The sequence below is a fragment of the Acidobacteriota bacterium genome, from assembly GCA_016715115.1.
Classification (GTDB): domain Bacteria; phylum Acidobacteriota; class Blastocatellia; order Pyrinomonadales; family Pyrinomonadaceae; genus JAFDVJ01.
Genome location: JADKBM010000016.1, coordinates 1253872 through 1278959, shown reverse-complemented (window position 1 = coordinate 1278959; position 25088 = coordinate 1253872). Strand labels below are relative to the sequence as shown.

Below are 25088 nucleotides of genomic sequence, written 5' to 3'. Positions count from 1 at the left end.
TTCGATGCACGGACACCATCAAACCGTCGATCGGATCGATCAGCGATCCTGTCAGGCGACCGTTAGCGAAAATGCCGGCCGGAGCCTGAATAGCGAGGCTCGGACGGCGATTGAAAAGGGAAGATCCTCAGTTCTAAAGAAATTCGAATCGAGCCGAAAAATGAGGCAACACTTCCGGGCGTTCCGTGAAACGCAACCCTCGGATCGATTGTCGTTTTTCATAGAGTTCCTTGATTCCTTCAATAACGTAATCCATATGGCTTTGGGTATAGACGCGCCTCGGGATCGCGAGCCGGACCAGGTCCAGATCGGGCCACACCCAGCCTCCGGTTTTGGCATCTCTATGCCCGAACATAACATTCCCGATCTCGCATGCACGAACTCCAAGTTCTTCATATAGAGCAACTGACAACGCCCAACCCGGCAGCGATTCATTTGACAGGTGATCGCAAAAACGCCGGCCATCGAGGTAGATGGCGTGCCCTCCGAATGGCTGAACAACCGGTACGCCCGTCTGCGCAAGATGCTCGCCGACATAGGCGGTCGATCTGATTCGATATTCCAGATAGTCTTCTTCCAGAACCTCTTCGAGACCGATCGCAAGGGCTTCGAGGTCCCTTCCGGCAAGACCTCCGTAAGTTGGAAAGCCCTCGGTCATAATCAAATTGGTCCGGATCTTCGCCGCCCAATCCGCCGAATTCACGGAAAGCACGCCGCCGATATTGCCGAACGCGTCTTTTTTCATACTCATCAAAGCGCCGTCGGAATACGAAAAGACCTCCTTGGCGATCTCGGTGGCCGACCGGTGGCCCTGACCTTCTTCACGAATCTTGATAAACCAAGCATTCTCCGCAAACCGAGCCGCGTCGAGAAACAGCGGGACTTTATATTGGTCGCAGATCTTCCTCGCCGCCTTGATATTTTCCAAACTGACCGGATGGCCTCCGGCTGAATTATTCGTGATCGTGATCAGAACAAAAGGCACTTTATCCGGATTTTTCTCGAGGCATTCTGCAAGCAAGGCCAGATCAATATTGCCTTTGAACGGATGCAGGTTCTGCGGATCTCTCGCCTCGGCTACCGGAATATCGAGCGCCTCAGCGCCCGAATTCTCAATGTTGGCACGCGTCGTATCAAAATGCGTGTTTCCGGGCACAATGTCGCCTTCGCTCAGCACGGCGTCGCAAAGCAATCTCTCGGCGGCGCGGCCCTGGTGAGTCGGGATGACGAACTGATGGCCGAACAATCTATGAACGGACTTTTGAAACGAGTCAAAACTCGTCGAACCGGCGTAGCTTTCATCGCCGCGCATAATGCCGGCCCATTGGTAAATACTCATCGCCGAAGTTCCCGAATCCGTCAGCAGATCTATCAGAACGGACTTGGCATCGAGGCGAAAAGGGTTCAGGTCAGCGTCCTTGATCAATTTCAGTCGCTGATCGCGGGTCGTCAACTTCAATGGTTCCACTACCTTGATCCTGAATGGTTCAATGATCGTCTTCATAATCTATCCAAAGGCCCCCTCATAAATCGACCTTCTCACAGATTTGCACCGCTTCGCAACCATACGGCTCGCGCTCCAGATCAAGATCGAATCATTCATCCAAGAAATGAAAATTTCAAATCTCAAAACGGGACACTTGAGGATCGGTCTGAATTCAAGAATTACCTTTTCCGGATTTGCCGGAGAATGTGCGAATCGAGCATCCGAGCGATCCAAAGCCGGATCTTCGCGCAAAGAGCGGGAATTCTCTGAATCTGCCACTGTCAAATCGTCGGCCAATCATAGGAAATACCCTTGTGACCAATATATTATTTCGAACTTCCCGAGAAAAACGCGACGTACGCGAAAAAAATGAAAAATGTCTTGTTTCGCGGGAAAGAGACTCCCTTTACGGGTAAAATGGGTATAGCGCGAATGGTTGGGACCTACGGTATTGGGAACGTTATGAACGCGGACGACATAAACCGGGTCAGTTCGAAGGCGTCGCTGGCGGCGATCTGGAAAGGATTGCTGTTTGCCGCCGGGTGCGGGGCTATTGTCGGCTACTGGCGTTTCGATAACGGATTGTTTCCCGGAGTTCAGGGAATTCTGGTCGGACTGATCACCGGCACTTTCGCCGGATACGTCGCGGGCGGCGGAGCGCAACACTGGAGATTCGGATACCGGTCTTCCGCATCTTTGCTTCTCGTTGCCGTCTTCGTTTTTTTTGAACTCATTGGACTCGGGCTTGCAATGCCGCAATTCGCGCCTTGGCTTTGGGTAATTCAAACCCTCGACGGCGAGCACATCGATCTCGTCATCGGTCCATCCCGGGCGAGCGGCTTTCCGTTTCGTGTCCGTCAGGTCGAACCGGTCGCGTGGATACTCTTCAATGCTCTTGACCTGGCATTTCAGAGCTTTCTGACGCTTCTTTCGCTCGGCATCAGGCTCAACTCAGGACGAAAATGACGGCGTCCGTTTGGCCGCGCACCGCCGGTTCAATCTATTGGCGCGGATTCGCGGAGATTCGCGGGCAAAAACGCGCCAAGACGGATTCCGGGTTTAACGCACGTCGACCTTCAGTGTGTAATTCGCGGTCGGATAGGCGACGACGTAAATATAGTAGTTTCCCGTTTTCGGAATTTTTCCGCTCCAACGTTTTCCGTCGTTCGACGTCTTGCCGAATTTGACCAAGCCGCCCGCGTAGAAATTCGCCGAACGGCTTATCGAGAATTCGGCGCGGTTATCATCGACGCGCCGCCACGAGATATTTACGGTCAGCGTCTGGCCTTTGCGCGCCCGGATGACATAGCTGTTGTGCGCCTCGCCCCCGATGTAACCTTTGACGGTGGCCGGGCTTGTGAGCCGCTTCTTCGGTGTCACGTCGGTCTGGGCCGAGACCGATCCGGCCGCGGCAAACAGGACGAAAGTTAGAACGATGACGAAAAGGGGATTGTTTGTTAGTCTTTTCATTTCAGTTTTTCAGTCCAGTTTTTGATGTTTGGTGGGGGATTTGGTTGCCCCAAAAGCTCCCTTCTCCTTTGAGCATTAACCAAACCGGCCGGAGCGCCGCGGACACTTTCAACGAATCGGCATACCCGCCTGGTGACGATTTGGACATTGCCTTCGCGAATCGCCTTCACATCAATCGAGTCGGCCCGGCCACCGTGGGGCCAAATGAGATCAGCCGCCGTCTGAGCGAAACTCCGCCGGTCGGGACGATCTTGAGAATCGGTTAAACCTTCAAAAAACTCGGCTGTCGAAAAATACTCGTTGCTGCTGCGTGAGGATTCTCATCGTGAACGGGCTCAAGAGGCTCGTGACCAATGTAAACAAACCAGATAAAAACTGCGATTATGACCACCGTCGTTACCAAGGCAACGGCGGTGACGACCCAGAAAATTGGCGTTTCGTGACTATGCGAACTGTGTTCCATAAAATTTCCTCTCTCAAAACTCAAACCTCAAGCTTTATGATCGCCATTTTTGCTTGACTGAACTGTTTGCCGAAATATCTCATCTTCAGCCGCGGTTTCCTTTCTCCGGCTATTTCCGTCAGCGAAGCGTTATCGCGTCGCGCGAATCGTCGGCTTTGGTCTTCGTGTCCGGTTGAATGCCGCCCGCGTTTTCACCGACTTCTCCGGCTAATGCTTCGGCTTTATCCCAACCTCTGTTCACTTGTCGTGTATTCGTCGTCAAGATCTTGCGAGCTATCTCCCTTTACCTTTTTTGCCGCTCTTCCCGCGGTTATTTGGTTTGGGCGGCTTCTGGTTCTTCCTTTCGCCGATCTTTTGTTTGCCCGGATTGTCGGATCTCTTATCGTTGTCCACGGATCGTTCATTACTCTGGTCACGCTTCTTGTCGGCCCTTTTTTCGGGCTTTCTTGACGGATCGTTTCTTTTAACTTTATCAACGAAATCGCGTCTTTTGGGATTGGATTTTCTAAACTCCTTTTGTTCTTTGCTCGGTTTTGCCAGCTTGGCGAAGATCCGATTGGTCGACCTGTCTTTGTAAGAGGATTTTATTTTGATGATCGTGATCGAAGGAGTTTTCGTTCGTATGAAAATGGGCTGAGGATAATACTCCTGAATTCGAGTCCGGTAAACGGGCGTTTCGATAACGCGATAGACATTGTAATTATTAGGGTAATTATCGTAATAGTAGGGTGAATGATAGTACTCGGAACGGTCGCCGAACGCCCAACTGACAATGTCCAAGCTCTTGTCCAGCCAATTGGCTTCGTAGTAATAATTATCGCCGTAAAGTTGTTCGTTGCCGGTCAGCAAGATTCTGGCTCCGCGATTTTCGATGCGGTCACGGTCAAAGCATATTCTCGCTATCTCCTGAATGTCGTCGGCACCGAATCTGTCGAAGAGCGTAAAGCCGCGTTGATTGGTGTCACGGTCTTCATATTCCGCAACGCTGATATAGTCGGCGTATCCGTCCCCATTAAGATCGAGGTTGTTTACACGATTGTCGGTATTGAGCAGGTGTTCGAAATTCTCCGCGTTCTTGGATTTTTCCAGCAGTACGCCAACGGCGTTCAGGTCCAAATTTTCTCGCGCATATTCGCCGTCGATGTCAGTATCGATATCGGCTTCAGCGATCGTTCTCGAATCGGGTAGAGGCGCAGTCGATTCATCGGACCGGGTCGAATTGCAGGCCATCAACATTAGGGTCGTTATGACGATCGTCGCGGTCAGTATTATTGTTCGCATGATTTTCCAACTCCTTGGTCTACTTTGATTTGATCAGACTATTCAGCCTCTGTCCGTGCGTTGCCGCACGCGGATTCAGCAGGGCAACGTCCTGAATGGCTCTTTAGGTCGGTCCGAAAACTCATTTGAATTCTCGGACCAATTCAGCCGAATAGAAATAGATTCTTGCCGCGGCGCCCGATCGGGGAGAATGAGATGGGCCCCGAAGTTATTGATGGGAACCGAACAGGCAAAGAGGGTTTTGATTAGACCAATAGAATAGAGACCAATTCGTTTTGTGTTTTATGGGAATTCTTCACATAAACGGAAAGATGTCGAACCGATTGGTCCGCAGCGGTATGTCGAAACAACGCTGGGATTTGCCGAAGAATATCCTATTCCGCTTAGTTCACTTGAGCGTATTATTTGGCCATTGCGGGGATTGTAAAAGTAAGATACGGGGTGGTTAATTAGGAAAAGGGTAACCCTACTTCTCCTTTTGTGAAACCTGAGCCGTTTTCAAGATCAAAGTGGGCGATTACCGGCCGATCTGGTGCCGTCTGCATTTTGGCTTCTCGATAATGATTTGGGCGCTGAGGGCGGAGATAACTCTCTGAATGTTTTACTCGGCAAATGAGTTTGATCTCGGCGGCGATGTTTTCTTTTCCTTTGAGCAGCAGCCGGTCGAGGAACTCTTTCAGTCATAGTATCCTAAAATATGTTTATTAAACTTTATTTAATCGCTCTACCGGTTTTCTTCGCAATAGATATGATTTGGCTCGGCCTGGTGGCGAGGAATTTTTATCGTGTTCAAATCGGTTTCTTGATGAAGAATGACATTAACTGGACGGCCGCGATCATCTTCTACCTACTGTTCATCGCGGGTCTGGTGCTCTTCGTCATTATGCCGGCTCACGAAAAAGGTTCTTGGGTATATGCGTTGCTGTATGGAGCAGTATTTGGATTTATTACCTATGCCACTTATGACCTGACAAACCTTGCAACGATCAAAGATTGGCCGCTCACGGTAACGATGGTCGATCTGGCTTGGGGCGCGGTGCTTGCGGGATCGGTCTCGACGATTACTTACTTTATCGCGAGCAAGGTCGGAATATGAACTACTTTGCAGCCCTCGCAATTGTCCTATTCGTACACATCAACCTTTGGTTCGTTTTTTCTCTCATCAAAAAAAGAAATGACGTCGCTGATATTGCTTGGGGACTTGGTTTTACGCTGCTTGCCTGGACATCTTATTTTATGTCGGGTGACACCAGCATACGAGCGTTACTTGTAGGAGTATTGGTAAGTTTGTGGGGGCTGCGCTTGGCATGGCATATTCACACGCGCAATTCCGGCAAGGCAGAGGATTACCGTTATGCGGCTTGGCGCGCGGCGTGGGGCGAATGGTTCTATCTGCGTTCATATGCGCAGGTCTTTTTGTTGCAGGGCATTCTGCTGTTTGTCGTGGCCCTGCCGGTTTTGCTGGTGAATCGGAGCGATGACAAAACTTTCGGCTTTTTAGACTTTGCAGGGGCCTTGGTGTGGCTCTTTGGTTTTCTCTTTGAGGCCGTTGGCGACTCACAACTCGCGAAATTTATCGGCGACCCGGCCAACAAAGGCAAACTGATGCGAAGCGGGCTATGGCGTTACACTCGCCACCCAAATTATTTTGGCGAAGTGGTGCAGTGGTGGGGAATCTGGCTCATCGCGCTTTCGGTTCCGAACGGCTTGATCTCAGTTATCGGCCCTCTAACCATCACTATTTTGATTCTCAAAGTTTCCGGTATCCCGATGCTCGAAAGAAAGATGGAGGAAAATCCCGAGTTTGCCGAATATAAACTGGGAACCAGTGCGTTTTTTCCCTTACCTCCAAGAAGAATTGGGAATGAGATAACAGCGAAAACGAATCGAAGCTAATCTTTGGGGTTGTTCTAGGTGAGATAAGTATAAAGGGCATCTCACAAATGCGTGAAATGCCCGTATTTATTGGCTCCGCAGGTAAGACTCGAACTTACAACCCTTCGGTTAACAGCCGAATGCTCTGCCATTGAGCTACTGCGGAATATCCGTCCGAAGACGAATGCTTAGATTATTTATTTTGGATTATCTTGTCAAGGGGAGTAGACGGTAGACGGCAGGGAGGTAGACGGTAGACGGTAGATGGGTAGACAGCAGGGAGGTAGACGGTAGACGGGTAGACGGTAGACGGTAGACGGCGGTAGACGGGCAGACGGTAGACGGTAGATGGGTAGACGGTAGACGGTAGATGGGTAGACGGTAGATGGGTAGACGGTAGATGGGTAGACGGTAGGCGGTAGACGGCGGTAGACGGCGGTAGACGGGCAGACGGTAGGCGGTAGACGGGTAGACGGGTAGACGGTAGACAGGTAGACAGGTAGATGGGTAGACGGGTAGACGGTAGACGGCGGTAGACGCTTATTGTACCCACCTACCGTCTACCGTCTACCCGTCTACCCATCTACCGTCTACCGTCTACCGTCTACCCATCTACCGTCTACCCGTGCGAGGCGCTTCTCGGTTATAATTTCTTTTTCGCCAAATCATGCAACACGAACTTATTTTGATCCTCGATTTTGGATCGCAGTACACCCAGTTGATCGCGCGGCGGGTGCGCGAGCAGGGCGTTTACTGCGAGATCGTCCCGTTTTTCTATCCGCTTGAGAAGATCGTCGAACGCGCACCGCGCGGGGTGATTCTGTCGGGCGGGCCGAATTCGGTTTACGAAGATGATGCGCCGTCGGTCGCGGCCGATTTTTACGGTTCTTTGGATGTTCCGATCCTCGGCATTTGTTACGGAATGCAGCTTCTGGCGAAGGATCTGGCCGGTGCTGTCTCGCCGTCGGACAAGCGCGAGTACGGGCACGCGCGGATGCGAGTCATTGACTTTTCGAGCGCCCTTTTCAAAGGATTGCCGGACGAAATCGACGTCTGGATGAGCCACGGCGACCACGTCACGGCGCTTCCCGAAGGATTCCGGCAGACGGCGACGACCGGCAACGTCGTCACGGCGATCGAGAACGACGCACGTCGGATCTTTGCCGTTCAATTTCATCCCGAGGTCGCGCACACGCCGCTCGGAAAGGACCTTCTGCGGAATTTTCTTTTCGGGATCTGCGGTTGCCGCGGCGATTGGACGTCGAAGCAGTTCATCCGCGAGGAGATCGAGAAGATCCGGACGACAGTCGGTGACGCCGAAAACGTCATCTGCGGCCTCAGCGGCGGCGTCGACTCGACGGTCGCGGCGGTCCTTGTCCACGAAGCGATCGGCGCGCGGCAAACGTGCATTTTCGTGAACAACGGTCTGCTCCGGGCGGACGAATTCGAGACCACGCTGAAGCTTTACAAAGACAAGCTGCATTTGAATGTCGTCGGCGTCGACGCCTCCGAAGATTTCTACGGCGTTTTGAAGGACGTCGTCGATCCGGAGTTAAAACGCAAGGCGATCGGCGCGAAGTTCATCGACGTTTTCGACGCCGAAGCGCACAAGGTCGGCGGCGCCGGATGGCTCGTACAGGGAACTCTGTATCCGGACGTGATCGAATCCGTTAGCCTGCGCGGGACGAGCGTGACGATCAAATCGCACCACAACGTCGGCGGTTTGCCTGAAAAGATGAAACTCAAGCTGATCGAACCGCTCCGCGAATTGTTCAAGGACGAGGTTCGGCTGATCGGTCGCGATCTCGGCATTCCGGAAGAGATTCTCGAGCGTCATCCGTTTCCCGGTCCTGGGCTTGGCGTCAGAATCCTCGGCGACATCACGCCGGAAAAGGTCGAACTGCTGCAGAAGGCCGACAAGATCTTCATCGAAGAGCTGCATAATTTCAGGATCTACGGTGACGTCTGGCAGGCATTCGCGGTTTTGCTGCCGATCCAATCGGTCGGCGTGATGGGCGATTTTCGCACATACGAAAGGGCGATCGCCTTGCGCGCGGTGACCTCGACCGACGGTATGACGGCCGACTGGGCGCGCCTGCCGCATGATTTTCTGCAGAAGGTCTCATCACGGATCACCTCCGAGATCCGCGGCATCAACCGCGTCGTTTACGACATTTCGTCGAAGCCGCCAAGCACGATCGAGTGGGAATGATCCGATTTTGGATTTGCGATTTTGGATTTCGGATTGGGCAATGTTGAATCGTTGCAACCAAAAATGGAAAACCCTAAATCTAAAACCCAGAATCGACAATCGTTCGCCTATCGTAAAAAGGGGGTTGCCGGATCGCAGTTTTTAGTCCACACTAAAAGATGACAATTTCCTTCTCTCTTTCATCAACGGTGGCTCGTCCCTTTTGGAAAGATTTCAGCGGTGGCGTTTTGGATAGTTCGAGGGCAGGTTCGTTACATAACAGCTAGAAGAAATTCTTGAGCGTTCAAACGCAAACAGTCACAACCGTTTCACTGCAGCACGCGTTCTTTAGACACTTCTATAATCTACCGAAAAAGTCGATTTCGGGAGCCGGTTGGCTCCTTGCCGCACGAACGGCGGAACCTTGCTTTTCGGTCAGGACCCAAAAAGGATAGTTACAACTAAATGAGTTTTAAGAATCTCGGCTTGCACGCCTCGCTTTTGGCGAGTTGCGAGTCGCTCGGCTATGTTGAGCCGACACCCATCCAAATTCAGGCAATTCCGCTCGCACTGAACAACGAAGACATTATCGCCTGTGCGGAAACAGGCACCGGAAAGACGGCGGCGTTTATGCTTCCGATCCTCCAGAAATTGATCGAAAGCAAGCAAAAGGGAACATCTGTTCTTATTCTTGCTCCGACACGCGAACTGGCAAATCAGATCGAACAGGCCTGTATCGATCTCGCTCCGAAACATATTCGTTGCGCGTGCCTCATCGGCGGCGCCGGTTACCGTAAACAGGAGAACGCTCTGCGCCGTGGCGCCGAGATCGTGGTCGCGACTCCGGGACGACTGATCGACTTTATGGAACGCCGCGAGGTCAGTTTTTCGAATCTGACGACGCTCGTTCTTGACGAAGCCGACCGGATGCTCGATATGGGATTCCTTCCGACGATCAAAGGGATCATAAAGACCTTGCCGGTCAAGCGTCAGACTATTTTCTTATCGGCGACGATGTCGACCGAGATCGAAAAGATCGCCTACTCGATGATGATCGAACCGAAATTCATCGAGATCAGTCGGCGCGGCAAGGTCACGGACCTCGTCGAACAGACCGTTTATCCGGTTGCGGCGCATTCGAAAATGGTCCTGCTGCTCGATCTTCTCGAACGTGAAAAGTTTGAGCGTGTGTTAGTATTTACAAGGACGAAACGCGGGGCCGACAGGCTCGCCCACGTGCTTGAGAAGCGTGCGCACAAGTCGAACCGAATTCACGGAGACCGTTCGCAGTCGCAGCGTGAAGCAGCGCTCGAGAGTTTTCGAAACGGCCATACGCGGGTTTTGGTCGCGACCGACGTCGCGGCGCGCGGAATCGACATTGATTCAGTTTCGCACGTCATTAACTACGACATTCCCGAGGTGCCGGAGGATTACGTCCATCGCATCGGGCGAACCGGACGAGCCGGAAAGAAAGGACGCGCGATCACGCTGGTCGCGACCGGCGAGGAGCACGCGATGAACGCCATCGAGCGTCTCACGGGTCAAAAGTTGGAACGGGTCTTGCTTCCGGATTTCGGAGGACAGATCCTGGCACCGGTGATTCAGGCGAGTCGACCGGCGAAACAACGCAGTTTTCGTTCGTTTCGTCCGCGTCGCGGTCGATAATAGGAGAAAATATGGTAAAAGCCGTAAAGGTAGCGTATGAGGCCGGAGCGATGGTCAAACTGAATTGTTCGGCGTGCGACGGCGAACAGGATCATTTGATCCGCACGGTCAGCAAGCAGAAACAGGTCACCAAGGCCGACTGCGTCGTTTGCGAAACGTCCAATAGCTTTCGCAATGGCGTGAAGACGTCGGTCACGGTTTCGAAATCCAAGAGTGCCGCGCCGTACGACCGGACCCGCAAGTACCGCCGCGGACAGGTAATGCTGCATTCCGTTTTCGGACTCGGCGAGGTGACATCGCTTGTCGAACCGCGCAAGATCGATGTTTTGTTCGGCGATCAGACGCGACGCTTGATTCACGAACAGGTCTGATCTGTTTGTCAACTTGATCCGATCCGGAACGGTCATTGTCTTGACCGTCAAAGATCGAAGTCTATGCGGCGGCCGTTGACGGTCGCCGCTTTTTGTTTGCGTTTTCAGGATTTGCTGTCTTCGTCCTATAATCTCGCTATGGGCACCTTCAAAATACGCTGCAAGATCGAGAACGTCTCAAACCGCACGCAATCGGCGGTGATTCCCCAGATGCTGGTTGATACAGGCAGCGAATATACTTGGGTCTCGTCATCAACACTCGAAAAACTCAAAGTTCAACGCGAGAAAAAGGACGTCGCGTTTGTGATGGCGAACGGTCGGACGGTAACGCGGAGCATTGGCTTTGCGACAATCAGAAATGACAAGTTCTTTACCGTCGATGAGGTCGTGTTCGCAGAAAAAGGCGATTTGCTCCTGTTGGGCGCCCGTACGCTCAAAGGTCTCAGTTTGACGGTCGATCCGCGTCAGAAGAAACTCGTTGCATCCGGTCCGATCCCTGCCGCGTGAATATGAACTTCGGACTCATCGCCGGAAACGGACGCTTTCCATTTCTCGTCGCCGAAGGTGCGCGGCGGGCGGGCGCGTCGCTGGCGGTCGTCGCGATCCGTGAAGAGACCGACAAGAGCATCGAAGACGTTGCCGACAAAGTCCTCTGGGTCGGAATCGGCCAACTTGGCAAGATGATCGGGTTCTTCAAGAACGAGGGCGTCTCAAAAGTGATGATGGCCGGACAGGTAAAACACGTCCAGCTCTTTTCCGGAGCGCTACCCGATCTGCGAATGATCCGTATGTTATGGAACTTGCCGCAGCGAAACACCGACGCGCTTATCGGCGGAGTCGCCGGCGAGATGGCGCGCGAGGGGATCGAACTCATCGATTCGACATATTTCATTCAGGACCAACTTGCATCTGAAGGCGTGCTCACGCGCCGGAAGCCAAACGACGTCGAGCGCGGAAACATCGAATACGGACTTCGCATCGCCAATGAGATCGCGCGGCTCGATCTCGGCCAGACGATCGTCGTTCGCGCGAAGGCGTGCGTCGCGGTCGAAGCGATGGAAGGGACCGACGCCGTCATCCGCCGGGCCGGCGAGCTCGCGAAAGGAAAGCTGACCGTGATCAAAGTCGCGAAGCCGAATCAGGATATGCGTTTCGACGTTCCGGTCGTCGGAGTTCCGACCGTCCGGGCGATGATCGAGGCCGGCGCGACCTGTCTCTGCGTGACGCCCAACAAGACGTTGATCTTCGATCGCGACGAGATGCTCAGGCTCGCCGACTCACATAAGATCTGCGTCATCGGCAGCGTTCAGTCGCGATGAAACATTTTCACGCTCTCGGCGTAGATGAATTGTTACTTTTCATAATCAGATTTCGGAGAAAAAATGAAGAAAAATCTACTTGGCTTATTCCTGACTTTGTCGCTCCTGCTGCCGTCCGTGACGTTCGCGCAAAAAACCGCGGTCACGATCACGCCGGCCGAGCGCAAGATCGCCGAAGCGATCACCGCGGCACAGTTGAAGGATTATTTGTACTACGTCGCGTCGGACGAAATGGAAGGGCGCGATACGCCTTCAAAGGGCCTTGATCTGACGGCCAAATTCATCGGCACTATGCTGTCGCGGTGGGGATTCAAACCGGCCGGAGACGACGGCACGTTTTTCCAGAAGATCGCGCTGAAACGCGAGTCGGTCGACGCGGCGTCGATGAAGCTCTCGGTCGACGGAACCACATACACCTTCAACGACGATTATTTCCGTCTCGCGGGCAACGCCGACAGCGTCAGCGCGCCGCTGGTTTTCGGCAAGGACGGTTGGATGGTCAAGTCAAAGAACATCGACGCGCTGAGCGGAGTTGATGTCAAAGGCAAGATCGTCGTGCTCGCCGGGAGCGGATTTTCACAACAGTACATCGTTGCGCCGCCGGCGGGCGTGACGCCGGCCGATCTTCCCGCTGCCACGGCAGGCACGGATTGGGCCGATCCGATCCGCAACGCGACCGACAAAGGTGCCGCAGGCGTCATTGTCATCGCGCCGCAGCAATTGCTTGGGTTCTGGGATCAGGTCAAGGGTTTCTTCTCGCGCGGCAATATGTCGCCCGAGAAACTGCGCGGCGATCGGCCGAATCAATCGCCGACGCCTGTGATGCTCGCCGGCACGAAGATCCGTGACGCGATCTTCGGCGCAGGTTCGAACCCTGCGGACAAGGCGGCGGGCGATCTCGGCAAAGCCGGCGTTGTTTCCGCGAAGAGCAAGTCTGAAACACTCTGGACGCAGAATGTCGTTGCGCTATGGGAAGGCGCGGATCCGGTCCTCAAGAGCGAGATGGTCGCGATCGGCGCACATTACGATCACGTCGGTGTCAATCCGAACGCGCGTGGCGACGACAAGATCTTCAACGGAGCCGACGATGACGGATCCGGGACGGTCGCGGTTCTGTCAATCGCCGAGGCGCTTGCCAAGGCTCCAAAGAGACCGAAGCGTTCGGTGCTTTTGGTTTGGCACGCCGGCGAAGAGAAAGGTCTTTGGGGCAGCGAGTATTTCAACAAGTTCCCGACGGTCGATATCAAAAAGGTCACGGCGCAGTTGAACATCGATATGATCGGCCGCAGCAAAAAGCCCGGTTATATGGCGCCGTGCGATACCAATCCGGCACCCGGAAGAAAGCCTTGCAACGCTGAGTTGTCAGGCGAGAGCGAGATCTACGTGATCGGTTCGGAAATGATGAGTTCGACGCTCGGCGCCGTCACCAAAGGAACGAACGATGGTTTCCTGAAGTTGAATTACAACTATCGATACGACGATCCCAAGGACCCGAACCGTTTCTTTTTCCGTTCCGATCATTTCAATTATGCGGTCAACGGGATCCCGGTCGTCTTTTGGTTCGACGGTGAGCACGAAGACTATCACGGCGCCGGTGACCATCCGGACAAGATCGATTACGCGAAAATGGAAAAAGTGACGCGGACGATCTTTCTGACGCTCTGGGAACTGACCGATCTGAAGGAGCGGCCGAAGGTCGACAAACAGCTTCCGCCTGAACTGACGCAGCGGTAGATTCAAAAAAGGGAAAAGGGAAAAGGGAAAAAGCAAAAGGAAAAAGTAAAAGGGAAAAAGGGAAAAAGCAAAAGGAAAAAGTAAAAGGGAAAAGGCAAAAACGGACTTCTTGACACTACCTTAACTTAACTTTCCCCTTTTCCCTTTTTCCCTTTGCCTTTTCCTTTTTCCCTTTGCCTTTTCCTTTTTCCCTTTGCCTTTTTCCTTTTTCCCTTTGCCTTTTTCCTTTTTCCCTTTGCCTTTTCCTTTTTCCCTTTGCCTTTTCCCTTCTACTTTTTCACTTTCAAGAGACGGTAGGCCTCGGATTTTCCGAGGCCGAACTCTTTTGCGGCCTTCTTGAGCGCTGATTTTGCGTCGAGACCGTCAACTTCGAGTTCGGCGACGCGATCGGCCAGAGTGATGTTCAGCGATCTGCCGACCTCGGCCGTCGCGCTGGCCCGGTCGATCACGAGGACGATCTCACCTTTTACACGGTCCGCGGAGAATCGCTCTGAGAGTTCTTCGAGCGTTCCGCAAACCACCTCTTCGTGCAGTTTGGTCAGTTCCCGGGCAACCGACGCGCGGCGATTGCCAAGAACTTCGCGGCAATCCGCAAGAGACCTGACGAGTCGATGCGGAGCCTCGTAGAAGATGAGCGTCGCCGGGATTTGCTTCACTTCTTCGAGCCGTTTCGTTCTTTCCGACCGCTTCGCGGGCAAGAAACCACCGAAAAAAAAGGAATCGGTCGCAAGTCCGGATGCGACGAGCGCGCTGACGAACGCCGCCGCGCCTGGAATCGGGATTACGCGTGCGCCGGCCGCGCGGGCAAGTTCGGCGATTCGAAATCCCGGGTCGCAGATCCCGGGCGTTCCGGCATCGCTGACGACCGCGACCGAGCGTCCATTCTCAAGATCCGCGACCAACTGCGCCGCGCGTTCGTGTTCGTTGTGTTCGTGATAACTGACGAGTCTGTTCTTGATCCCGTAATGATTGAGGAGTTTGAGGGTGTGACGAGTATCCTCGCAAGCGATAACATCGACTGATCGCAGTGTATCGAGCGCCCGCGGCGTAATATCCTGCAGGTTTCCGATCGGCGTCGCGACGAGAAAGAGAGTTCCGGCCATAATTGAAAGATTAAAGCGAAAAGGGGAAAAGGGGAAGAGTGCAGAGTGGAGTGCAGAGTGCAAAGTGAAAAGTGAAAAGTGAAAAGTGAAAAGTGAAAAAGGAAAAGTGAAAAGTGAAAAAGGAAAAGTGAAAAGTGAAAAAGGAAAAGTGAAAAGTGAAAAGTGAAAAGTGAAAAGGGAAAAGGGAAAAGGGAAAAGGGAAAAGGGGAAGAGTGTATGAAATGAAAAGCTCGGATGGGAAGAAAAAGAGCCCGTGACGCGTGATCACGGGCTCTTGGTTTGATTGCGACTCGAATGGTTTCGGAAGGGCTGGTTTTTCCGGGCCGCAATCAAATCCGGTATTCGACTAGAACGGCCACGGGAACCTGTTTTTCCAGTCCGAATTGTTGCGGTTGTTGCGATCGTTACGATTGTTGTAGCGGTACGCGTTGGAAAGCGTGTTCAGATCCTGACGAATCCGGTTCCAGTCGTTCTGCAGACTGTAGTTCAGCCGTGCGCGGTAGAGCGCGCTGTCAAGCTGATTCCCGAGTTGGATCACGCGCTGGGCCTGAGTCTCCGAACGATTGGAATCGCGCCGGTTATCGTAAACATCGTCGAGATCGTCCGCCGCATTCTTGAAGCTCTGCGCAAGGCGGTTCAACTGATCCTCGCGCCGGCGATCGTCGTAGCGGCTGCGGTCGAGTTCGCGGTCGAGCCGGCGCGCGAATTCTTTGCTGCGGTTCTTCAGGTTTTTGATCGTTGACTGGAGATTGCGGTTGTATCTCTGGTTGTTGCGGTAATCGCCGTTGCGATCGGTTCGATAGTCGTCATCGTCATTGCGGTCCCGGTCACGCCACTGCGCGGAAGCGAGCGTCGGAAGGCCAAGGACAAGCATAGAAAAAGCAAACAAAGTAATTAGTTTTTTGATTCGGTTCATTTTGGTTTCTCCTTTTACTGAATTTGGCAATGCTCAATCGTTAACCTCGTCGGCAAGACTGCCTTTGCCTCCGCGATTGCTTTCAGCAAAGGGTGTGCCAAAGGCGTCGGGTCCCAATTAACAAGATTGTAAGTACTGCAAATAAGAGAGTTAGCGCGGCATTAGGATCGGGCGCTTCGCGAAATCATTGAACGACTTCGGCACCGTGTGTTCCAAATGGTCAGTCACGCAAACGAGATTGTCGGCGACGAAAAAGGCGGCCCGAAGACCGCCTTTTGAGTGCCGAATTGTCGAATGCCGTCGGTCAGTTGCCGACCGCCTTGGCGGCGTTGAGCCTTCCGCCGCTCGCGACCTTGCCGTTCAAAGAGTCGATCTTGTCGACCGATTTCAGCAAGCGATCGCGAAGTTGCTCGACCTTGAGATTAGGCTCGAGCGCGAGTACGAGCGCGGCTGTTCCTGAAACATAGGGTGTCGCCATCGACGTTCCCGATGCTTCACGGTAATCGTCGTTGAGCCAGGTCGAGAGGATCTCGCGACCCGGCGCGGCGATATGAACGGTTTTCGCGCCGAAATTTGAAAACGACGCCAACGTATCATTACGGTCGAGCGCCGCGACGCTGATGACGTTCGGTAAATCGTAATTCGACGGATAATGCGGCCGTTTGTCATTGTCGGTACTGCTGTTTCCGGCTGCGGCGACGAACAGGATCCCGGCTTCTCCGGCGGCGCGGATCGCGTCTTCGAGGGCTTTTGAATACTGCGTCGAGCCCCAAGAGGCGCTGATAACGCGGATGTTGACGCCATTGCGCTTGCGGTCGACCGCGTAGTTGATTGCCTCGATCGCGTCCTTGGTCGTCCCGAATCCGCCACGCCCAAGGAATTTGAGCGGCATTATCTCGACCTTCCAGTTGATTCCCGAAATGCCTTCTTCATTGTTGCCCTCGGCGCCGATGATCCCGGCGCAATGGGTCCCGTGACCGTTCTCGTCCATCGGATCGTTTTGATTGTCGGCCGAATTGAAACCGCGACTATCGTTCACCAATCCGAGATCATCATCCTTGTATTGCGGCAGGTTGTCCGGACGGAACCACATATTCGGCGCGAGATCCGCGTGGGTATAATCGACGCCGGTGTCGAGGACCGCGATGACGACCTTTCCGCTTCCGGTCGTTTTCGTCCAAGCCTTGATCGCCGAAAGATCGGCTTCCGCCTTTCCGCCGTCCTGACCGGAGTTCTTAAGGGCCCATTGCTCGTTGAAATAGGGATCGTTCGGGGTTTTACCGTCGGTCGGTTCGGTCGGATCGGCTTCGGCGACCGGCTTCGAAGATTCCGCAGGGTCGAGCTGGATGCGCAGATTCGGCTCGGCGTAGGCAACGAGGTCAGTCATCGCGGAGTATTGTTCGGCAACTTTTGCGGCGTCGGCGTTGTCGAGGTCATCGATCGAAAACAACCCGGAAACGGATTCGATCGAATCTTCGACGCGGTCGTTGTTCTTCGCCGCCAGTTTCTTCACTGCTTCCACGGGTACGCCGGAGCGAAACTTCACCAGAACTTCGGGTTCGCGTTCATCGCTCGAACGTTTAACGGCGATCGGTTTCGACTGCTTTTTGGTTTCGCTCCGTGTCACCGAATCGACCGGCGATGAAGCCTGCCAACGCCGGATCTGTCCCCAAACCGCCGCCATCGTGATCAAGGTCACCGCGATGCACAAATGTATCCAGATGTTATTTCGATTCATTGTTTTTACCCCAAACAATTTCGGGCCGTATGGACGGCATTCGGGTGAAAGCCAAATCCAACAAGCCCGGCATTAATCAATAACGAAATTCTTTCCCGCGAAACCGACCAAACGAAGATGCGATTTGTCGGCGCGATATTCATAAGTTTTGCCGGCGACGGATAGCTTGATCAACCAGCCCGTGGCGATCATCTGCGCCGACATCTCACCGCTGACGCCCGCTCCGAGCGACATATCGGGAAAGTCGGTCTTGACCACCGACGCGGTTTGAATCGCGCTCTCGCTGACACCGAGCCTATGTGATAGGTCGGCTCTCGCCTTCTGAACTGCAGTTTCTTCGCTTAATCGCATCTTAATCTTGTCAGCCGGAGTTAACCTCAATTCTGCTCCACGCGGGTGGATTAGTCAATAAAAATCCGGCCCCGGATCAGCGGCGTTATCCTAAATACTTCATTTGGTGATGTTTAGTTCCAAAGAAATGTTGCGGATGCGGTTGCAATGGAATACATAAGTAAATATAATCGCTTTTACTATCAGTCGGCGCGCCGGTTTGAGGCAAGCCGCAAACACGCTTATCGTAGATTAGTAACAGAGAAAGAACATAGATGAGAAGGTCGTCATTCGGACGACCTTTTTTGCATTTTCGCTCCCGTGGTCAGGCGAAATATCTCAACCAGGGCAGGGACGATGAAGACCGCGCACGCGATGCCGAGGATCGATCCGGTGACGAACCGGGTCGTGAAAGTGTTCTCCCAGATGCCGAAGATCGTCAGCGTCCAGTCGATGCCGATCGGCACCATTGCGCCAAAAAGCCAGAAACGCGGAAACGGTTCGATGATGTCGACCGGACGCAGCATCGGATAGATGGCGAATCCGGCGAGCAGGCCAAAGTAAACGCCGAAACAACGCGAGCAAACGCCGAACTTGTGGCCAAGAACGTGAAACGAACGGTCCGGCATTTGATGGCAAATGAACGAAAACGCGTTGTAGAATCCAGCACTGACGCCGTTGAAACCGGCCGCTTCGGCAACAGGTGGCAGGAGTATGAGAACGACCCACGTGAGCGCGACGATAAGCGCGCCTATCCAAACCCTTCGCGCCTGACGGCGAAAGAACTCGGCGAGTTCAATTCCGATATACTGATTCGTCATTCCAGGATTCCAAGATTCCACAATTCAGGATTCCAGATTCCAAAGGATTCCAGATTCCAGATTCCAAAGGATTCCAGATTCCAAAGGATTCCAGATTCCAGGATCCAAGATTCCAGGACCCAGGATTCCAGATTCCAAGATTCCAAAGGATTCCGGGATTCCAAAGGATTCCAGGATTCCAAAGGATTCCGGGATTCCAAAGGATTCCAGGATTCCAGATTCCAGGATTCCAAGATTCCAGGATTCCAGGATTCCAGGATTCCAGGATTCCAAAGGATTCCAAGAATCCAAAATCCAAAATCTAAAATCGAATGACCGCATCCGGACCGCCTTCGACGTGGACCGTGTCGACGAAGCGGATATGGCGTGAATCCGTCGTCATCACGACCGAGTGTGTCCGCTTTCCGGCACCGAAGAACCGCACGCCGCGGAGCAGGGCCCCGTCGGTGACACCGGTCGCGGCAAAGATGATCTTCTTGCCCGGCGCGAGGTCGTTCGTGTCGTAAATCTTGTTCGGATCCGAAATCCCCATCGACCTCAAACGCTCCATAACTTCTTCTGCCGGCGGGACTTTCGATTTATCGACACCGAGGCGTTCGGGGTCCCAAACCAATTTCGCCTGGATCTCGCCGTTCAGACATTTCATCGCCGCCGCCGTGATGACGCCTTCAGGTGCGCCGCCAATGCCCATCAGCGCGTGGATGTTCGTGCCCGCGACCGCCGCCGAAATGCCGGCCGAAAGATCGCCGTCCGAGATCAACCGAATGCGCGCACCCGACGCACGCACTTCCTGCACGAGTTGTCTGTGACGCGGGCGATCCAGACAGATGACCGTCAGATCATCGACGTCGCGTCCGAGTCGACGCGCAATGTTCTTGAGATTCTCAAGGACCGGAGCATCGATATCGACCGATCCTCGGCAGCTCGGGCCGACGACGATCTTGTCCATATAGATGTCCGGCGCGTTGAGCAATCCGCCGCGTTCGGCCGCCGCCAGTACCGCGATCGCGTTGTTTCCGCCGAGCGCGCAAAGATTCGTGCCCTCAAGCGGGTCGACCGCGATATCGACTTCCGGAAATTCGGCGCGCGCCTCGTCGGAGAACATTCCTCCGCCGAGCTCTTCGCCGATGTATAGCATCGGCGCTTCGTCTCTTTCACCCTCGCCGATCACGATCCGGCCCCTCATCGGGACCGTGTCCATCACGTTGCGCATCGCCTCGACCGCGACGTGATCGCTGTGCTTGCGGTCGCCCTGCCCCATCGTTCGCGCCGATTCGATCGCCGCGGCTTCAGTGACCCGAAGAAAATCGAGCGCCAATTCACGTTCCGCTTTAAGTTTCGTCATATAAGTTGTCCTTTAAAATAGCCTGTAAACGCGTGTTTATAACGATGGCATTGTAACACTTGTGCCTCGCGATTTGACAAGTAACGCTCAGGATATTACGGTTTTATTTTGGTTTCGAGGAGATACTTTAGGAGACTTTTTCACTGAGATGACATACGTTGTAACCGAACCTTGTGTTGACTGCAAATATACGGACTGCGCTGCGGTTTGTCCGGTCGAAGCGTTCCACGAACTGCCGGACAAATTGTTGATCAATCCCGACACCTGTATCGACTGCGACGCTTGCTTGCCGGAATGTCCGGTTGAAGCGATCTTCTCCGATATGTCGATCCCGGAGGAATATATGGGCTGGCTTGAGAAGAACGCCGAAGCGGAGAACTATCCGATCATTAGCACCAAGCAGCCGGCGTTGTACGGTTCGAGTTGCAAAGGCCAGCCGGAATAAATGCTTCGATCGAGTTTTTTTGCGAATGAAGGCGGTCTTCGGACTGCCTTTTTTGCGTAAGAATTCTCTTGTTTTGCGTCGCCCGATTGTCGTAAAATCATCTGGCGCGAAGCCTCGCTACAAATAATCAGCCATTTATTTCTGAGAACACGGCGTTTTTTGATTATCCCAAGCAAAAACAAAAAGAAGCGATAAGCGGAACATTCCTTGCGTTGGCCGTATATGACAGTGGTTGAATTTCCGTTCGACAAAAAGAACTCAAGAATGCAAGACAGCGGAGCATACAAAAAGAGAAAACGGCGAGATCCATCGGTCGACTTGGGTCTGAAAGTTCTCGTACTCTTTGGAACCCGACCTGAGGCGATCAAGTTGGCGCCCATAATACACGAATTGCGAAAGCGCTTCTTCCAGACCATCGTCGTCACGTCGAGTCAGCATCGCGAGCTCTTAAAACCGTTTCTGAAGATGCTTTGCATCGAAACCGATTTCAACCTCGGAGTGATGCGAAAGAACCAGTCGCCGAACGAGGTTTGTTCCCGTGTGCTAGCGAAACTGGACAAGATTCTTCTTTCCGAACGTCCGGATCTTATTGTTGTTCAGGGAGATACGTCGACGGCGCTGGCCGGCGCGCTGGCCGGATTCAATCGCCGCATTCCGGTCGCCCACGTTGAGGCAGGACTCCGCAGCGGGAGTATTCATAGTCCTTTTCCCGAGGAAATGAACCGGCGCGTTATCTCCCAGATCGCGGCCGTTCATTTTGCGGCGACCGAAGCGAACCGCGGAAACCTGCTTTCCGAGAACGTCGCCAGCGAACGCATCTTCGTCACCGGCAATCCGGTGGTCGACTCATTGAACGCGATCCTGAAGATGTCGAAGCCAAATCCGGAAATCGCGCGATTGCTCGAGTCCACTGAAGGGATGAAGCGGATCTTGTTGACGACTCATCGGCGCGAGAGTTTTGGCGACGTGATGGGCGACAACCTTCGCGTTCTGCGTGATTTCGTTCATCGCCATCAAGACGTCTGTCTGTTTTTCCCGGTGCATCCGAATCCGAACGTAAGGCAGGTCACCGAAGAAACGTTGGCCGGAAAGGAACGTGTGTTTCTGCTAGAACCGCTCGATTATGTTAACTTCGTGACCTTAATGAAGTCGGTTTGGTTAATTGTTTCGGATTCGGGCGGCGTTCAGGAAGAGGCGCCAAGTCTCGGTAAACCGCTGCTCGTTTTGCGTGAGAACACGGAGCGGCCGGAAGCAATACGGGCCGGCGTTGCCAAGCTGATCGGCGGAAATCCGGCTAACCTCAACCGAATGCTCGAGGAAAACTATTCTGTCGAAACGTGGATCAAGTCCGTCAGCGAGGTTGCGAATCCGTTCGGAGACGGCAAAGCCGCGCCACGGATCGTGAAGATCATCGAAGAGAGGCTTTCGAGCCTTCATCGCGGTGCAGATTCGCTTGGCGATCAGGTTCTGCAAAGCAGTTTTCATTAATATGCCCCAGCCCCATCCGAAAAATCTGCTTACCGTACTGGTCGAGGATTATTTCCACGTCGGGGCGTTCGAGAATCTGATCCAGCGCCGGAACTGGGGGAACTTCGATCCGCGATATGAGCGCAATACGCTGAAAACGCTGGATCTTCTGGACGAGTTGGAGACGCGCGCGACGTTTTTCGTGCTTGGCTGGATCGCGGAACGCAATCCGAAACTGATCCGTGAGATCACCTCGCGGGGGCACGAGGTAGCGAGCCGCGGATTCTATCATCGCGGATTGAAGAATCTGACGAACGACGAGTTTCGTGAAGACCTACGCAAATCGAACCTTACGATCGAAAACGCCGGCGGCCAAAAAGTGATCGGCTACAGGAGCGCCGAAAAGCTCAATTATCAGAAGGATTCGTGGATCTTCGACGTGCTGTCCGAAGAGGGCTTCGTTTACGATGCGTCGTTTCTTCCGTCCCGGCGCGATAACGACGCTCAACGTTTCGCGCATCAGGTTCATACCGGCGGGCGGGCGGTCTGGGAGTTTCCGTATTCGACCGCGAACGTCGGCCTCGGATTGCTGCCTATCGCCGGCGGGAACTACTTTCGGCAGATACCCTACACGCTGATGCGGCGCGCCGTACGCAATTGGACCACCGGTTTCGATCAGCCGTTCGTTATGTACTTTCACGTCTGGGAGCTCGACGCCGAACAGCCGCGAATCTCGGCCGCTTCGACCTACAACCGTATTCGACATTACCGCAAACTCGACAAGATGGAATGGATAATCAAGGAGAATCTCCGGAAATATCCGTTCACGACCGCGGCCGATTACCTCGGCCTCGAATCTGAAACAGTTGTTTCCGCCCTGGAAATGGAAACGGTTGAAACCATCCGGATTCAGACTCCGGAGCCGGGCGCCGAGAATCCGGTGACCGTCGTCGTGCCGTGTTATAACGAGGAGTCTTCGCTTCCGTATCTCGCCAACACGTTGCGCAGCGTCGGGGCGAAGCTCAACGATGCCGGCTACGCGCCGAAGTTCCTGTTCGTTGACGACGCAAGCACCGACGGAACCCTTAAGAAACTCGAAGAGCTGTTTGGCGGAAAGGAAAACGTAACTGTCGTGCGCCACGAAAAAAACCAGGGAGTCGCGGCGGGAATTCTCACCGGACTGAGAACCGCCGAAACGGAGATCGTCTGTTCGATGGACTGCGACTGCACTTACGACCCGCACGAACTCGTCCGGATGATTCCGCTGCTGACCGAAGATACGGATCTCGTCACGGCCTCGCCGTATCATCGCGACGGCGCCGTGCGGAACGTTCCGGGATGGCGTCTGTTTCTGTCGAAAGGCGCATCGTGGCTTTATCGGCGAACCCTGCGGTCGAAGCTCGATACTTACACCAGTTGCTTCCGGGTGTATCGCCGGTCCGCGGTCGTCGATCTGCCGGTTGAGGAAAACGGATTTCTCGGCGTCGCCGAAATGCTTGGCCGTCTGGATCTCGCCGGCGGGAAGATCGTCGAGTATCCGGCGGTTCTTGAGGTTCGCCTTTTCGGATTTTCGAAAATGAAGACGGCTCGAACGATTGCCGGGCATCTGCGTCTGCTGACGCGCCTCGCCAAGATTCGTATCAAATCGAAACCGTCTGCGATCAAAACTCCAGCGATTGACGAAATTTCCGACAGTTCCGTGAAATCTCGCACGAAATAGTCGTTTAACCCTTCAGAACAATCTTTAATCAAAAGGATATTTTATTGAACTATGACACCGGTAGCAGAAAAAGAGATGATCAAATTACCCTCGGATCAGGATATTTCGGGCCGCACCTTCGGCGCGGAGGAAATCGCAGCGATCACCGAAGTCCTGCAGTCGGGCGTGTTGATCACGACCAAAGGAAAGTACGGCAAGATGCTCGAAACGGCATTTGCGGAAAAGATCGGAGCTAAGTTCGCGTATGCGTGCAACTCCGGTTCGGCAGCGGTCCACGTCGCCGTGGCCGCAATCAATCCGAATCCGGGCGACGAGATCGTGACGACGTCGATCACCGATATGGGAGCGTTGACGCCAATCATCTTTCAGGGCGCGATCCCGGTTTTTGCGGACGTCGATCCGAAGACCCTGAACGTCACCGCGGAAACGATCGAACGAGTCTTGAGCGACCGCACGAAGGCGATCATTGTCACCCATCTTTTCGGTAATCCGTGCGAGATGGACGCGATTATGGAACTCGCGAATTCGCGGGGCATCCCTGTCATCGAAGACACGGCTCAGTCGTTCCTCGCGACCGTCAACGGCAAGAACGTCGGCACGATCGGCACGATCGGCGCGTTTTCGTTTCAGCAGGGCAAGCAAATGACGACCGGCGAAGGCGGGATCGTGGTCACCGACGATGAAGCGCTCGCGCGCCGTATGTACCTTTTCATCAACAAAGCGTGGGGCTACGGCGACGCCAATCCGGACCACTATTTTGCATCGTTGAACTACCGAATGACCGAACTTCAGGCCGCGGTCGCGTACGAACAACTGAAAAAACTGGATCATTCAGTTTCGCAACGCCAAAAAATGGCGGCGCTGCTCGATGCGAAGATCGCCGACATCGACGGGATCGAGTCGTACAAGCCGGCGCTGAACGCGACGATGACCTATTGGAAGTTCTGTCTGCGGGTCGATGATTCGAAGATCGAGGACGGTTCCGTCGGACTCGCAAAAGCCCTCAAGGTTTACGATGTCGCTTCGGCGCCGCGATATGTCGTTAAACCGGCCTACAAATGCCAGGTTTTCCGCGATCAGAACACGTTTGGCGACAGTCATTTCCCGTTCAATCTGGCGCGTCCCGAAGCGGTCGACTACAACGACGATAACTTTCAAGGAACGATCAAGGGCTTGCACGATGTGCTCGTTCTGCCGATCAACGAAAGATACGACGAACATCACATCGAATTCCTCGCGACTTCGATCCGCGAAGCGGTCGAGTCAATACGACGCGTTGATGCACCGAAAGCGTAATTTGCAGGTCGCCGATAACCGGAGCCATCGGGCCGCTTTTGAACGCGCGATG

At 53.8% G+C, this 25088-nt stretch carries 24 protein-coding genes and 1 tRNA gene; 14 read left to right on the top strand and 11 right to left on the bottom strand.

Annotated elements, in window-relative coordinates; genetic code table 11:
• Window positions 1-133: 133 nt before the first annotated feature.
• Window positions 134-1504, bottom strand: a complete 1371-nt coding sequence (locus tag IPN69_23555; GenBank protein MBK8813686.1) for a tryptophanase — start codon at window positions 1502-1504, stop codon at window positions 134-136.
• A gap of 351 nt (window positions 1505-1855) precedes the next feature.
• Between IPN69_23555 and IPN69_23550 the strand changes: the two genes are divergently transcribed.
• Complete coding sequence (locus IPN69_23550; protein MBK8813685.1) at window positions 1856-2452, top strand: hypothetical protein; 597 nt, start codon at window positions 1856-1858, stop codon at window positions 2450-2452.
• A gap of 93 nt (window positions 2453-2545) precedes the next feature.
• Here the strand turns inward: IPN69_23550 and IPN69_23545 are convergent, their stop codons facing one another.
• The 3 genes from IPN69_23545 to IPN69_23535 form a co-directional block, all read right to left on the bottom strand.
• Window positions 2546-2956 (bottom strand): hypothetical protein, encoded by a 411-nt coding sequence (locus IPN69_23545; protein ID MBK8813684.1) that lies wholly within the window; start codon window positions 2954-2956, stop codon window positions 2546-2548.
• Window positions 2957-3218: 262 nt separating this feature from the next.
• Window positions 3219-3419, bottom strand: coding sequence for a hypothetical protein (locus tag IPN69_23540; protein ID MBK8813683.1), 201 nt, complete (start codon window positions 3417-3419; stop codon window positions 3219-3221).
• Between the two features lie 273 nt (window positions 3420-3692).
• Entirely contained in the window at window positions 3693-4700 is a 1008-nt protein-coding gene (locus IPN69_23535) for a hypothetical protein (GenBank protein ID MBK8813682.1), read from the bottom strand.
• A gap of 697 nt (window positions 4701-5397) precedes the next feature.
• Between IPN69_23535 and IPN69_23530 the strand changes: the two genes are divergently transcribed.
• Both IPN69_23530 and IPN69_23525 read left to right on the top strand, forming a co-directional pair.
• On the top strand, window positions 5398-5796 hold the full coding sequence (locus tag IPN69_23530) for a DUF2177 family protein (GenBank protein ID MBK8813681.1): 399 nt from the start codon (window positions 5398-5400) through the stop codon (window positions 5794-5796).
• Window positions 5793-6596, top strand: coding sequence for a DUF1295 domain-containing protein (locus IPN69_23525; GenBank protein MBK8813680.1), 804 nt, complete (start codon window positions 5793-5795; stop codon window positions 6594-6596). Before IPN69_23530 ends, IPN69_23525 begins: the two co-directional genes overlap by 4 nt.
• Before the next feature lie 70 nt (window positions 6597-6666).
• Here IPN69_23525 and IPN69_23520 read toward each other — a convergent pair.
• A tRNA-Asn gene (locus tag IPN69_23520) sits at window positions 6667-6741 on the bottom strand.
• A 501-nt stretch (window positions 6742-7242) separates the two neighbouring features.
• Here IPN69_23520 and guaA point away from each other — a divergent pair.
• The 6 genes from guaA (at window position 7243) to IPN69_23490 (ending at window position 13855) form a co-directional block, all read left to right on the top strand.
• Entirely contained in the window at window positions 7243-8787 is a 1545-nt protein-coding gene (guaA, locus tag IPN69_23515) for a glutamine-hydrolyzing GMP synthase (GenBank protein ID MBK8813679.1), read from the top strand.
• A gap of 444 nt (window positions 8788-9231) precedes the next feature.
• Window positions 9232-10431 carry a DEAD/DEAH box helicase gene (locus IPN69_23510; GenBank protein MBK8813678.1) on the top strand — a complete coding sequence of 400 codons (1200 nt, stop codon included), beginning with the start codon at window positions 9232-9234 and terminating at the stop codon, window positions 10429-10431.
• A gap of 11 nt (window positions 10432-10442) precedes the next feature.
• Window positions 10443-10802, top strand: coding sequence for a hypothetical protein (locus IPN69_23505; GenBank protein MBK8813677.1), 360 nt, complete (start codon window positions 10443-10445; stop codon window positions 10800-10802).
• A gap of 138 nt (window positions 10803-10940) precedes the next feature.
• The gene (locus tag IPN69_23500; GenBank protein ID MBK8813676.1) at window positions 10941-11309 is read left to right on the top strand and encodes a retroviral-like aspartic protease family protein; all 369 of its coding nucleotides are present in this window, start codon (window positions 10941-10943) and stop codon (window positions 11307-11309) included.
• A 2-nt stretch (window positions 11310-11311) separates the two neighbouring features.
• A complete protein-coding gene (gene lpxI / locus IPN69_23495) occupies window positions 11312-12121 on the top strand; it encodes a UDP-2,3-diacylglucosamine diphosphatase LpxI (protein ID MBK8813675.1) in 810 nt (269 codons plus the stop codon).
• A gap of 63 nt (window positions 12122-12184) precedes the next feature.
• Window positions 12185-13855 (top strand): M20/M25/M40 family metallo-hydrolase, encoded by a 1671-nt coding sequence (locus IPN69_23490; GenBank protein MBK8813674.1) that lies wholly within the window; start codon window positions 12185-12187, stop codon window positions 13853-13855.
• A 269-nt stretch (window positions 13856-14124) separates the two neighbouring features.
• Here IPN69_23490 and rsmI read toward each other — a convergent pair whose 3' ends face one another.
• The 5 genes from rsmI to IPN69_23465 all read right to left on the bottom strand — a co-directional run bounded on the left by rsmI (window position 14125) and on the right by IPN69_23465 (window position 18571).
• The gene (gene rsmI / locus IPN69_23485) at window positions 14125-14958 is read right to left on the bottom strand and encodes a 16S rRNA (cytidine(1402)-2'-O)-methyltransferase (GenBank protein MBK8813673.1); all 834 of its coding nucleotides are present in this window, start codon (window positions 14956-14958) and stop codon (window positions 14125-14127) included.
• Window positions 14959-15304: 346 nt separating this feature from the next.
• Window positions 15305-15874, bottom strand: a complete 570-nt coding sequence (locus IPN69_23480) for a hypothetical protein (protein ID MBK8813672.1) — start codon at window positions 15872-15874, stop codon at window positions 15305-15307.
• A gap of 304 nt (window positions 15875-16178) precedes the next feature.
• Window positions 16179-17612 carry a S8 family serine peptidase gene (locus IPN69_23475; protein MBK8813671.1) on the bottom strand — a complete coding sequence of 478 codons (1434 nt, stop codon included), beginning with the start codon at window positions 17610-17612 and terminating at the stop codon, window positions 16179-16181.
• 72 nt (window positions 17613-17684) lie between these two features.
• Window positions 17685-17963 carry a hypothetical protein gene (locus IPN69_23470; GenBank protein ID MBK8813670.1) on the bottom strand — a complete coding sequence of 93 codons (279 nt, stop codon included), beginning with the start codon at window positions 17961-17963 and terminating at the stop codon, window positions 17685-17687.
• Window positions 17964-18229: 266 nt separating this feature from the next.
• Window positions 18230-18571, bottom strand: coding sequence for a DUF2085 domain-containing protein (locus IPN69_23465; protein MBK8813669.1), 342 nt, complete (start codon window positions 18569-18571; stop codon window positions 18230-18232).
• A 3-nt stretch (window positions 18572-18574) separates the two neighbouring features.
• On the opposite strand from IPN69_23465, the gene IPN69_23460 reads away from it, so the two are divergent.
• Window positions 18575-19078, top strand: coding sequence for a hypothetical protein (locus tag IPN69_23460; GenBank protein MBK8813668.1), 504 nt, complete (start codon window positions 18575-18577; stop codon window positions 19076-19078).
• Here IPN69_23460 and glpX read toward each other — a convergent pair.
• A complete protein-coding gene (glpX, locus tag IPN69_23455; protein ID MBK8813667.1) occupies window positions 19065-20108 on the bottom strand; it encodes a class II fructose-bisphosphatase in 1044 nt (347 codons plus the stop codon). The genes IPN69_23460 and glpX overlap by 14 nt on opposite strands.
• 148 nt (window positions 20109-20256) lie before the next feature.
• On the opposite strand from glpX, the gene IPN69_23450 reads away from it, so the two are divergent.
• The 4 genes from IPN69_23450 to IPN69_23435 all read left to right on the top strand — a co-directional run bounded on the left by IPN69_23450 (window position 20257) and on the right by IPN69_23435 (window position 25036).
• On the top strand, window positions 20257-20553 hold the full coding sequence (locus IPN69_23450) for a ferredoxin family protein (GenBank protein MBK8813666.1): 297 nt from the start codon (window positions 20257-20259) through the stop codon (window positions 20551-20553).
• A 264-nt stretch (window positions 20554-20817) separates the two neighbouring features.
• Window positions 20818-22041, top strand: a complete 1224-nt coding sequence (gene wecB / locus IPN69_23445; protein MBK8813665.1) for a UDP-N-acetylglucosamine 2-epimerase (non-hydrolyzing) — start codon at window positions 20818-20820, stop codon at window positions 22039-22041.
• Window position 22042: 1 nt separating this feature from the next.
• Complete coding sequence (locus tag IPN69_23440) at window positions 22043-23740, top strand: DUF3473 domain-containing protein (GenBank protein ID MBK8813664.1); 1698 nt, start codon at window positions 22043-22045, stop codon at window positions 23738-23740.
• A gap of 75 nt (window positions 23741-23815) precedes the next feature.
• A complete protein-coding gene (locus IPN69_23435) occupies window positions 23816-25036 on the top strand; it encodes a DegT/DnrJ/EryC1/StrS family aminotransferase (GenBank protein MBK8813663.1) in 1221 nt (406 codons plus the stop codon).
• Window positions 25037-25088 lie beyond the last annotated feature (52 nt).

Bases quoted from the DNA above. Each gene is read 5' to 3' on its own strand.
- IPN69_23460 (MBK8813668.1), top strand. From the start codon at position 18,575: ATGGCAAATGAACGAAAACGCGTTGTAGAATCCAGCACTGACGCCGTT.
- rsmI (MBK8813673.1), bottom strand. From the start codon at position 14,958: ATGGCCGGAACTCTCTTTCTCGTCGCGACGCCGATCGGAAACCTGCAG.
- IPN69_23450 (MBK8813666.1), top strand. From the start codon at position 20,257: ATGACATACGTTGTAACCGAACCTTGTGTTGACTGCAAATATACGGAC.
- IPN69_23530 (MBK8813681.1), top strand. From the start codon at position 5,398: ATGTTTATTAAACTTTATTTAATCGCTCTACCGGTTTTCTTCGCAATA.
- IPN69_23540 (MBK8813683.1), bottom strand. From the start codon at position 3,419: ATGGAACACAGTTCGCATAGTCACGAAACGCCAATTTTCTGGGTCGTC.
- IPN69_23440 (MBK8813664.1), top strand. From the start codon at position 22,043: ATGCCCCAGCCCCATCCGAAAAATCTGCTTACCGTACTGGTCGAGGAT.
- IPN69_23490 (MBK8813674.1), top strand. From the start codon at position 12,185: ATGAAGAAAAATCTACTTGGCTTATTCCTGACTTTGTCGCTCCTGCTG.
- IPN69_23535 (MBK8813682.1), bottom strand. From the start codon at position 4,700: ATGCGAACAATAATACTGACCGCGACGATCGTCATAACGACCCTAATG.
- glpX (MBK8813667.1), bottom strand. From the start codon at position 20,108: ATGACGAAACTTAAAGCGGAACGTGAATTGGCGCTCGATTTTCTTCGG.
- wecB (MBK8813665.1), top strand. From the start codon at position 20,818: ATGCAAGACAGCGGAGCATACAAAAAGAGAAAACGGCGAGATCCATCG.
- IPN69_23500 (MBK8813676.1), top strand. From the start codon at position 10,941: ATGGGCACCTTCAAAATACGCTGCAAGATCGAGAACGTCTCAAACCGC.
- IPN69_23525 (MBK8813680.1), top strand. From the start codon at position 5,793: ATGAACTACTTTGCAGCCCTCGCAATTGTCCTATTCGTACACATCAAC.
- IPN69_23470 (MBK8813670.1), bottom strand. From the start codon at position 17,963: ATGCGATTAAGCGAAGAAACTGCAGTTCAGAAGGCGAGAGCCGACCTA.
- IPN69_23510 (MBK8813678.1), top strand. From the start codon at position 9,232: ATGAGTTTTAAGAATCTCGGCTTGCACGCCTCGCTTTTGGCGAGTTGC.
- guaA (MBK8813679.1), top strand. From the start codon at position 7,243: ATGCAACACGAACTTATTTTGATCCTCGATTTTGGATCGCAGTACACC.
- IPN69_23505 (MBK8813677.1), top strand. From the start codon at position 10,443: ATGGTAAAAGCCGTAAAGGTAGCGTATGAGGCCGGAGCGATGGTCAAA.
- IPN69_23435 (MBK8813663.1), top strand. From the start codon at position 23,816: ATGATCAAATTACCCTCGGATCAGGATATTTCGGGCCGCACCTTCGGC.
- IPN69_23555 (MBK8813686.1), bottom strand. From the start codon at position 1,504: ATGAAGACGATCATTGAACCATTCAGGATCAAGGTAGTGGAACCATTG.
- IPN69_23480 (MBK8813672.1), bottom strand. From the start codon at position 15,874: ATGAACCGAATCAAAAAACTAATTACTTTGTTTGCTTTTTCTATGCTT.
- IPN69_23545 (MBK8813684.1), bottom strand. From the start codon at position 2,956: ATGAAAAGACTAACAAACAATCCCCTTTTCGTCATCGTTCTAACTTTC.
- lpxI (MBK8813675.1), top strand. From the start codon at position 11,312: ATGAACTTCGGACTCATCGCCGGAAACGGACGCTTTCCATTTCTCGTC.
- IPN69_23465 (MBK8813669.1), bottom strand. From the start codon at position 18,571: ATGCCGGACCGTTCGTTTCACGTTCTTGGCCACAAGTTCGGCGTTTGC.
- IPN69_23475 (MBK8813671.1), bottom strand. From the start codon at position 17,612: ATGAATCGAAATAACATCTGGATACATTTGTGCATCGCGGTGACCTTG.
- IPN69_23550 (MBK8813685.1), top strand. From the start codon at position 1,856: ATGAAAAATGTCTTGTTTCGCGGGAAAGAGACTCCCTTTACGGGTAAA.